Origin of the sequence: Sandarakinorhabdus sp. (assembly GCF_032115815.1) — a bacterium.
Taxonomy (GTDB): Bacteria; Pseudomonadota; Alphaproteobacteria; order Sphingomonadales; family Sphingomonadaceae; genus Sandarakinorhabdus.
The window spans coordinates 1-8,385 of sequence record NZ_JAUMBI010000140.1 but is presented as its reverse complement, the minus strand read 5'-3'; the positions used below and the strand labels follow the sequence as shown (position 1 = coordinate 8,385).

The following is an 8,385-nucleotide window of genomic DNA, read 5'->3' as shown; positions in this document are numbered from 1 at the left end:
GCCGCACCTGGGGTTGGGATCGCAACAGCATCTGGGTCAACGGTGGCTGCCGCGCCACCTTCAGCTTGTACTGACGTACTTTTCCGGGGGAAACCACATGCGCCGCACCACGAGCCTTGTTGCCTTTCTTGCCCTTGCTTCCACGGCCGTGATCACGCCGGTGGCGGCCCAATCCAATTGGAACAACCAGGGTTGGAACAATAATGGCGGCGGCCAGATCATCCGCTGTGAAAGCTGGAATTATCGCTATGCCCGTTGCAGCGCCAACACCCGCGACGGGGTGCGCCTGTCGCGGGTGCTGGCCGGGGATTGCTCACGCCGCAACTGGGGCAGTGATCGCAACGCGATCTGGGTGAACAACGGCTGCCGCGCCGAATTCGACGTTGGCCGGCGCGGTGGCGGCTCCACTGGCGCGGTGATTGCCGGAGCGGCGGTTGCGGCCGGGCTGCTGGCGCTGCTGCTGTCCAAGGGCAAGAAGAAGGAAGCGGAAAGCGCCGCCCAAGGTGGCAACAAGATACCGGCCACCATCAACATCGGGCCGAACCAGGTGCCGCCCGCTGCCGAACGCGCCTTCCGCCAGTGCATCGATGAAGCCGCCCGCCAGATCGGCGCCACCGGCGGTACCGGCCTGCGCCTCACCGGCGAAGTGCAGCACCGCATGCAGGGCAATGGCTGGCAGTTCCGCATGCCGCTGGAAGGCACCTGGCCGAACGACACGCACGCCACGCCGGCCGAATGCAGCGCCACCGATACGGCGGTGCAGAAACTGGATTTCCTGCCAGAACCGACCAATCCCTGATCAGCTGTGACCGGGTGTGCGGCGCAGCGGCCGGTTGCCGCCGCTATGGGCCTGCTGCTATGGCTGCAACGTCCCCCGGTCCCTGAAGGCGTTGCAACTTGAAAACCCTTGGCCTCATCTGGCGTATCCTTGTCGGCATCAAGGATTTCCTCGTTCTGTGCCTGCTGGCGCTGTTCTTCATCGGCCTTTCGGCCCTGTTGTCGTCGGCCAAGCCTGCCAACGTACCGAATGGCGCGGCGCTGGTGCTGGCAATGGATGGCGCGCTGGTTGATCAGGCCTCCGAAACTTCCCCGTTTGATGCCGCGGCCGGCAATGTCGCTGCTGAAATCCAGGTGCGCGATGTGGTGCACGCCATCGATCACGCCGCCAAGGATGATCGCATCAAGGCCATCGTGCTGGAACTGGATGGCTTCATGGGCGGCGGCCAGGCCAATATCGCCACCGTCGATGATGCGCTCACCCGCTTCCGCAAATCCGGCAAGCCGGTCCACGCCTGGGCCACGGCCTATAGCGACGACAGCTGGCTGCTGGCCGCCGCCGCCAGCAAGATCTGGCTCAACCCGATGGGGGGTGTGATCATCACCGGCCCGGGCGGCTCGCGGCTCTATTTTGCCAAGGCGCTCGAAAAGCTGCAGGTTGATGTCAACGTCTTCCGCGTCGGCACCTACAAGTCGTTCGTGGAGCCCTTCACCCGCACCGCCGCCTCCCCCGAAGCCAAGGCCGCCGATCAGGCGCTCGCCGGCAGCCTGTGGGGCAGCTGGCTTGCCGATGCGAAACGCCTGCGGCCCAAGGCCGATGTGCCGGCCTATATCGCGCAGCTGCCGCAGCGCCTCGGCAAGTTTGGTGGAGACAGCGCCAAGACGGCGCTCGATGCTGGCCTCGTCGATCAACTCGGCAGCCGCGACGAATTTGATGCCGCCATGATCGAACTCGCCGGCGAGGATGAGCTCAGCGATTGGGGCCATTACACCGGCGTCCCCCTCGATGCCTATCTCTCCGCCACAGCCAAGCCGCTGGGTGAGCGCGGCGATGCCGTGGGCGTCGTCTATGTCACCGGCAACATCGTCGATGGCGAAGCCCCGCGCGGCACCGCCGGCAGCGCCACCATCCGCCAGGCGCTTGAAGAAGCGCTGGCAAAGAATGACGACATCAAGGCGCTGGTGGTGCGCGTCGATTCCGGCGGCGGCTCCGTCACGGCATCGGAAGAAATCCGCGCGGCGCTGCTGGCCGCCAAGGCCGATGGCCTGCCCGTCATCGCCAGCTTCGGCCCGGTTGCGGCCAGCGGCGGTTACTGGGTCGGCACGGCAGCAGACGAGATTTACGCCCAGCCTTCCACCATTACCGGCTCGATCGGCGTGTTTGCCATCCTGCCCAGCTTCCCGCGCGCGCTGGCTGAGCTGGGCATCACCAGCGATGGCGTAAAGACCACGCCTTACAGCGGCGAACCCGATGTGGTTGCCGGCCTGTCCCCGCAGGTTTCCCAGGTGCTGCAGATGGGCGTTGAAAACACCTATCGCCGCTTCCTCACCCTCGTCGCCACCGCCCGCAAGCTGCCGATGGCCGAAGTGCACCGCATCGCGCAAGGCCGCGTGTGGGCCGGCACCCAGGCCAAGGAACTGAAGCTGGTGGACAAGTTCGGCGGCCTCGATGCCGCTGTCGCCGCCGCTGCCGCCAAGGCCGGCCTGAAAGGCGATATCCGCGTGGTCGATATCGAAAAGCCGGTGCCGGCTTGGCAGCGCGCGCTGGAAAGCTTTGGCAGCACCGAAACCGAGGAACAGGCCAATACGGCCCGTGATCCGTGGGCCCGCCTTGTGCAGGCCTCGCGCCTGCGCCTGCTCACCGCCGCCCATGATCTGGGCTGGCTGGCGGCCGGCAAGGGCGCCACCATGCAGGTGCTGTGCATCGAATGCGGCATGGCCGGCTCCCCGCGCCCGGCTGCTGCCCGGCAGACGGAAGCCCTCACCGCCCGGCTGGTTCAGTCGTCGCGGTAACCCGGCAGCGCCAGCCCGGTGGCGATGGCAACCCCGCGCAATCCGAAGCCGGCGGCGGCCCCGATCACCGCTGCCGGCCATAGCGACAAACCCAGCAGCGTGAGACCCACATAGGTTCCCGCCCCCAGCGCCGCGGCTGACACATAGATTTCCCGCCGCAACAGGATCGAAGGCTCCCCCGCCAGCAGATCGCGCACGATGCCGCCGAAACTGGCGGTGAGCACGCCCATCACCACTGAAGGCAGCGGCGGCACCCCCAAGCTGAGCGCCTTGGCCGCGCCCAGCACGCTATAGGCGCCCAGCCCCAGCGCATCGAACCACAGCAGCGCGTTCATCCGCCAGCGATCGGCCTTGAACAGCCACACGGCAGCAGCCGCCACCAGGCAGATGCCCAGATAATCCGATCGCCCCACCCAGAACACCGGCGCCCCGATCAACAGATCGCGCAGCGTGCCACCGCCGATGCCGGTGATGGCCGCGAAAAAGGCGAAGGTCACGATCGTCTGCTTGATCCGCGCCGCCGCCAACGCGCCCGAAACGGCAAACACCGCCACGCCCGCCATGTCGAGCACGGCCAGCAATGGCTCCAGCGGAATGGGCGGTGCGGCGATGGCCATCACCGCCGCCAGAAATGCCGCACGGTCAGTAGCGCACCGGTGAGCACCACGCCCAACGCCAGCAGCGTCGCAATGATGATCACGGGGCCATGGGTGTTCTCGCGGTCCTGCCAGTCCAGTATATGCAGGCCCCAGAACAGATCGTAAAACCGCCACCACGGCGTGCGCACCGCGCCGATATCGCCTTGGCTGTTGACATAGACGCGCACATCATCGGCGAACTCCACCCGATATCCCGCTGTCTCCCGCCAGTCGCTGGCCGGATTGGCCGGGGTGATGGCGCTCACCGTCGCCGGGCCGGAAAGCGTGGTTCCCGCCCGCGCAATGGCTTCGGCCTGCGCGGCGGTGATGGCAATTGGTTGACCGGTGGAGGCGTCGAGCAGCCGCTTGCCCTGCCCGTCGGTCAGTTTCCACACCGGCTTGCCGAGCAATTGTCCCAGTTCCAGCTTTTCCACGCCCTGCAATGCCGGCAACCCGGCCGGCACGCTCAAGGCTGGCGCCTCCCGCCGCAGCGTCGTCCCGCGCACCTCGTCGAGTGGACGCACCACCATCACCAGGCCCGAAGCCACCCACAGGATGATCTGGATACCAATGATCACGCCGCTCCACAGATGGAGCCAGCGAACGGTGCGGGTGGCGCGGGGAGACAGCATCACCGCGCTGTAGCGGGGCCGGCGCGGCCCGTCACCCCTCCGCTAGTGCGCCAACAGTTCCGCCAGGCCTGCGTTGATGAACATCATGTCTTCGGGGTTCATGCCGCCGCCAGCCATATGCCCCCACACCGACGGGATGACGCGCAGTTCCGCGTGGGGCATGTGCGCAACTTCGATTTCGCTGTCTTCGGGTGGAAAATAGAGATCGCTGCGGCACGGCATGACGAAGGCCTTGGCCGTGATGGCGGCCAGGGCCAGTTCGAAGTCACCGTCAAAGCGCGGATCGGCGCTGATTTCGCCTGCCTGCCACGTGGCGAGCATGGCCAGCAGATTGTTGGCATCATGCGCCTGAAAAAACGGTTCCCAGGCAAATTTGAGAAAATCCTCCATGCTTGGCAGGCCAAGCCGTTCCCGATCCAGTTGCTGCCGGAAGAATGTCTGCGACCACGCCCAGCCTGCATAAACCCGCGCAAAGGCGCGGATGCCGGTGACAGGGGGTGCCGCATAATCCCCGCCCGCAAACGCGGCATCGGCCATAAGGGCGGATTTGCAGCCTTCCAGGAACAGCCAATTGTGCCGCGAAACCCGCGCCGCACCGCAGAAGGGCGCGATCCGCTGCACCATGTCGGGAAACAGCGCGCCCCACTGAAAGCTTTGCAGCGCCCCCATCGAATGGCCGGTAACCAGTGCCAGCGTGGTAAGGCCAAAAACCTCCGTCACCAACCGATGCTGCAGCAACACATTGTCCCGCACCGTCACCAGCGGAAACCGCGGGCCGTCAAACGGCGCCGGCGTGTTGCTGGGCGAAGACGAGACACCGTTGCCCAGCATGTTGGGGATGATGATGAAATATTTCTCCGGGTCCAGCGCCATGCCGGGCGCGATCGCCCAGGCATTGCTGTCGTGCGTGCCCATGTAATGTGTCGGATAAAGGATGGCATTGTCGCGCGCGGCGTTCAGCTGGCCGTGGGTGCGATAGGCTACCCGTGTATCGGGCAGCACCACGCCCGATTGCAGCACGACATCGCCGGCTTCGAAAATCGCGTGATCTGCCATGAGCCCGTTCCCCCGACGGGGAACGTGCCACGGCTGTACTGAACGAGCAAGCGAACGGGCCTTCTTAAGCCCGCGCTGCGCTACATGTGGATCGGCTTGCCCGTCACCGCCATCGCCGCTTCCTTCAGCGCCTCCGAATGTGTCGGATGCGCATGACAGGTCAGCGCGATATCTTCGCTCGACGCGCCAAATTCCATCGCCTGCGCGGCCTGCGCGATCATCGTGCCCGCCATAGAGCCGATGATGTGTACGCCCAGCACGCGATCAGTCTTGGCATCCGCCAGCACCTTCACGAAGCCGTCGGTGTCGCGGTTGGTCTTGGCTCTGCTGTTGGCGGCAAACAGGAACTTGCCAACCTTGTAGGCGATGCCCGCGGCCTTCAATTCCTCTTCCGTCTTGCCCACGGTGCCGACTTCCGGGTGGGTATAGACCACGGCCGGGATCACATCATGGTTCACATAACCGGCCAGGCCAGCGATATTGTCCGCACAGGCCAGGCCTTCGTCTTCGGCCTTGTGGGCCAGCATCGGGCCTTCCACCACGTCGCCGATGGCCCAGATGCCGGGCACCTTGGTGGCGAAATCATGGCCGATCGGAATGCGGCCCTTGGCATCGAGCGTGAGGCCCGTGGCAGCCAGGTTCAGGCCATCGGTGTTGGGCCGGCGGCCAATCGAAAGCAGCACGACATCGGCGGTGATGGTTTCAGCAGGCCCGCCAGCGGCCGGCTCCACGGTCACCGTAGCGCCAGCGCCGGTCCGTTCGACGCTCACCACCTTGGTGGCGGTCTTCAGCACCAGGCCCTGCTTGGTGAGGATCTTGGCGAAGGCATTGGCAACTTCGATATCCATCGCTGGCACGATGCGCGGGGCATATTCCACCACGGTCACCTTGGCGCCCAGGCGGCGCCAGACGCTGCCCATTTCCAGGCCGATATAGCCGCCGCCAATCACCACCAGATGCTCGGGCACCTTCGGCAGGTTCAGCGCTTCGGTGGAGGTAACGATCACCTCCCCATCCGGCGTCATGCCGGGCAACAGTGCGACTTCGGAACCAGTGGCGATGACGAAATTCTTCGCGGTGATGGTGCGGTCACCCACCTTCACGCTCTTGGCGTCGATGAAGCTGGCTTCGCCCTTGATCCACTCCACCTTGTTCTTCTTGAACAGCATCGCGATGCCGCCGGTCAGCTCTGATACCGCCTTGTCCTTCTCGCCCAGCAGGGCGGAAAGATCGAAGGAGACATTGTCGGCCTTCACGCCGAACTTGGCGAGGTGGCCGCCGGCCAGTTCCTCATAAAGATGGCTGCCGTTGAGCAGCGCCTTGGACGGAATGCAGCCAACGTTGAGGCAGGTACCACCGAGCGCCGCGCGCTTTTCCACGCAGGCGACCTTCAGGCCATGCTGGGCCGCACGGATGGCGCCGACATAGCCGCCGGGGCCGCCGCCAATGATGACGACATCAAATTCAGGGTTGGCCATGGGGTGGGCCTTTCTTGTTACAGGTCGATCAGCAAACGCGCCGGATCTTCAATGGCTTCCTTGACGCGCACCAGGAAGGTGACGGCTTCGCGGCCATCGATGAGACGGTGATCGTAGGACAGCGCCAGATACATCATCGGGCGGATCACGATCTGGCCGTTCTTCACCACCGGGCGATCCTCCACCCGGTGCAGGCCGAGCACGCCGGATTGCGGTGGGTTGAGGATGGGGGTGGACAGCAAGGAGCCGAACACGCCGCCGTTGGAGATGGTGAAGTTGCCGCCTTGCAGCTCATCGATCTTGAGCGTGCCCTTGCGGGCGCGGTCACCGAAATCGGCGATGTCCTTCTCGATCTGGGCAAAGCCCTTGGCCTGGGCGTTGCGCAGGATCGGCACGACCAGCCCGCCGGGTGACGACACCGCGACGCCCAGATCGGCATAATCCTTGTAGATGATCTCGTCGCCCTCGATGGCGGCGCCCACCGAAGGCACGTCCTTCAGCGCCAGCACCACGGCCTTGGCAAAGAACGACATGAAGCCAAGGCGGATGCCGTGCTTCTTTTCGAACATGTCCTTGTACTTGGCGCGGGCTTCGATAACGGCGGTCATGTCCACGTCGTTGAACGTGGTCAGCATGGCGGCGCTGTTCTGGGCTTCCTTCAGCCGGCGCGCGATGGTCTGGCGCAGGCGGGTCATCTTCACCCGCTCTTCACGGCGCTCGGCCGGGGCGGCAGCGGCGGCCGCCGCGACCGCAGCGGGCGCCGGCGTGGCAGCGGATTTCAGGCGGGCGGTGCCGGCTTCGATCGCGGCGAGCACGTCGCCCTTGGTCAACCGGCCATCCTTGCCGGTGCCGGCCATGCTGGCAGGATCGAGGTTGTAGGTGTCGATCAGCACGCGAACGGCAGGGCTGATGGCGTCATAGGCCGGCGTTTCCGCGGCCGGAGCCGGCGCGGCAGCAGGCGGCACCGGGGCGGCAGCCGCCGGCACTGGAACGGCAGCAGCCGGCACCGGTACGGCAGCGGCCGGCACCCCGCCTTCCACGATCTGGGCGATAAGCGCACCCACCGTGACCGTGTCGCCGGTCTGGAAGTATTGCTCGCCCATCACGCCGGCCACCGGCGACGGCACTTCCACCGCCACCTTATCGGTTTCCAGCGCCACAATGGCCTCGTCGACCGCCACCGCCTCGCCGGGCTGTTTCAGCCACTGGCCAACGCTGGCTTCGGTGATGGATTCGCCCAGGGCGGGCACGATGACATTGGTTGCCATGGTCTTGTCTTTCTTACTTTTTCTTGAGGCCGCCGCGGATCGCGGCCTTCACTTCAGTCGTCGTCGCGCCAAGGGCTTCGGCCACAAGCTTGGCCTGTTCGGCATTGTGGCGCTTCAGCAGGCCGGTCGCCGTGGCCGCGGCCGGGGCACGCCCGGCATAAAGCGGCCGCATGCCGGTCGCCTGCTCGATCAGCGAATTGGCGAAGCTCCAGGCGCCGCCATTCTGCGGTTCTTCCTGGGCCCAGACCACGGTTTCCAGATTCGGGAATTTCGCTGCATATTCAGCAACAACGTCACCCGGGAACGGATAGAGCTGCTCCACGCGGAGCAGATAAACGTCGTCGCGGCTCTCCTTCTCGCGGGCATCGAGCAGGTCGTAATAAACCTTGCCGGTGCACAGCACGAGGCGGCGGATCTTCTTGGGATCACACGGCGCCAGATCATCCAGGCAGCGGTGGAAGGTCGTCGCCGGGCCCATTTCCGCCAGCGTCGACACCGCCCGCTTGTGGCGCAGCAGCGACTT

The 8,385-nt window shown here is 65.5% G+C and carries 8 protein-coding genes and 1 pseudogene; 3 read left to right on the top strand and 6 right to left on the bottom strand.

Translation table 11 applies throughout. The annotated features are described in order from the left end of the window. The 3 genes from RT662_RS16220 to sppA form a co-directional block, all read left to right on the top strand. On the top strand, positions 1–74 hold a 74-nt coding region (locus RT662_RS16220), incomplete at its 5' end, for a DUF3011 domain-containing protein (RefSeq protein WP_409530148.1). Positions 75–97: 23 nt separating this feature from the next. Continuing rightward, positions 98–799 (top strand): DUF3011 domain-containing protein, encoded by a 702-nt coding sequence (locus RT662_RS08235; protein WP_313670228.1) that lies wholly within the window; start codon positions 98–100, stop codon positions 797–799. A 98-nt stretch (positions 800–897) separates the two neighbouring features. Then, positions 898–2,790 carry a signal peptide peptidase SppA gene (gene sppA, locus RT662_RS08230; RefSeq protein ID WP_313670227.1) on the top strand — a complete coding sequence of 631 codons (1,893 nt, stop codon included), beginning with the start codon at positions 898–900 and terminating at the stop codon, positions 2,788–2,790. Here the strand turns inward: sppA and RT662_RS08225 are convergent. From RT662_RS08225 to sucA, 6 genes and pseudogenes are all read right to left on the bottom strand, one after another. Then, positions 2,775–3,407 carry a trimeric intracellular cation channel family protein gene (locus tag RT662_RS08225; protein WP_313670226.1) on the bottom strand — a complete coding sequence of 211 codons (633 nt, stop codon included), beginning with the start codon at positions 3,405–3,407 and terminating at the stop codon, positions 2,775–2,777. The two genes, sppA and RT662_RS08225, sit on opposite strands and share 16 nt — an antisense overlap. Then, entirely contained in the window at positions 3,407–4,060 is a 654-nt protein-coding gene (locus RT662_RS08220; protein ID WP_313670225.1) for a PepSY domain-containing protein, read from the bottom strand. The genes RT662_RS08225 and RT662_RS08220 overlap by 1 nt, the downstream gene beginning before the upstream one ends. A gap of 42 nt (positions 4,061–4,102) precedes the next feature. After that, a complete protein-coding gene (locus RT662_RS08215) occupies positions 4,103–5,116 on the bottom strand; it encodes an alpha/beta fold hydrolase (RefSeq protein ID WP_313670224.1) in 1,014 nt (337 codons plus the stop codon). 80 nt (positions 5,117–5,196) lie between these two features. Then, complete coding sequence (gene lpdA, locus RT662_RS08210; protein ID WP_313670223.1) at positions 5,197–6,594, bottom strand: dihydrolipoyl dehydrogenase; 1,398 nt, start codon at positions 6,592–6,594, stop codon at positions 5,197–5,199. 17 nt (positions 6,595–6,611) lie between these two features. Beyond that, positions 6,612–7,862 carry a 2-oxoglutarate dehydrogenase complex dihydrolipoyllysine-residue succinyltransferase gene (gene odhB / locus RT662_RS08205; RefSeq protein WP_313670222.1) on the bottom strand — a complete coding sequence of 417 codons (1,251 nt, stop codon included), beginning with the start codon at positions 7,860–7,862 and terminating at the stop codon, positions 6,612–6,614. A 13-nt stretch (positions 7,863–7,875) separates the two neighbouring features. After that, positions 7,876–8,385, bottom strand: a pseudogene (gene sucA / locus RT662_RS08200) (2-oxoglutarate dehydrogenase E1 component); the annotation flags it as partial.

What these genes read in the sequence shown, in the direction of transcription:
- RT662_RS08235 (WP_313670228.1), top strand. Translation starts at nt 98, where the DNA reads ATGCGCCGCACCACGAGCCTTGTTGCCTTTCTTGCCCTTGCTTCCACG.
- RT662_RS08225 (WP_313670226.1), bottom strand. Translation starts at nt 3,407, where the DNA reads ATGGCCATCGCCGCACCGCCCATTCCGCTGGAGCCATTGCTGGCCGTG.
- RT662_RS08220 (WP_313670225.1), bottom strand. Translation starts at nt 4,060, where the DNA reads ATGCTGTCTCCCCGCGCCACCCGCACCGTTCGCTGGCTCCATCTGTGG.
- RT662_RS08215 (WP_313670224.1), bottom strand. Translation starts at nt 5,116, where the DNA reads ATGGCAGATCACGCGATTTTCGAAGCCGGCGATGTCGTGCTGCAATCG.
- lpdA (WP_313670223.1), bottom strand. Translation starts at nt 6,594, where the DNA reads ATGGCCAACCCTGAATTTGATGTCGTCATCATTGGCGGCGGCCCCGGC.
- odhB (WP_313670222.1), bottom strand. Translation starts at nt 7,862, where the DNA reads ATGGCAACCAATGTCATCGTGCCCGCCCTGGGCGAATCCATCACCGAA.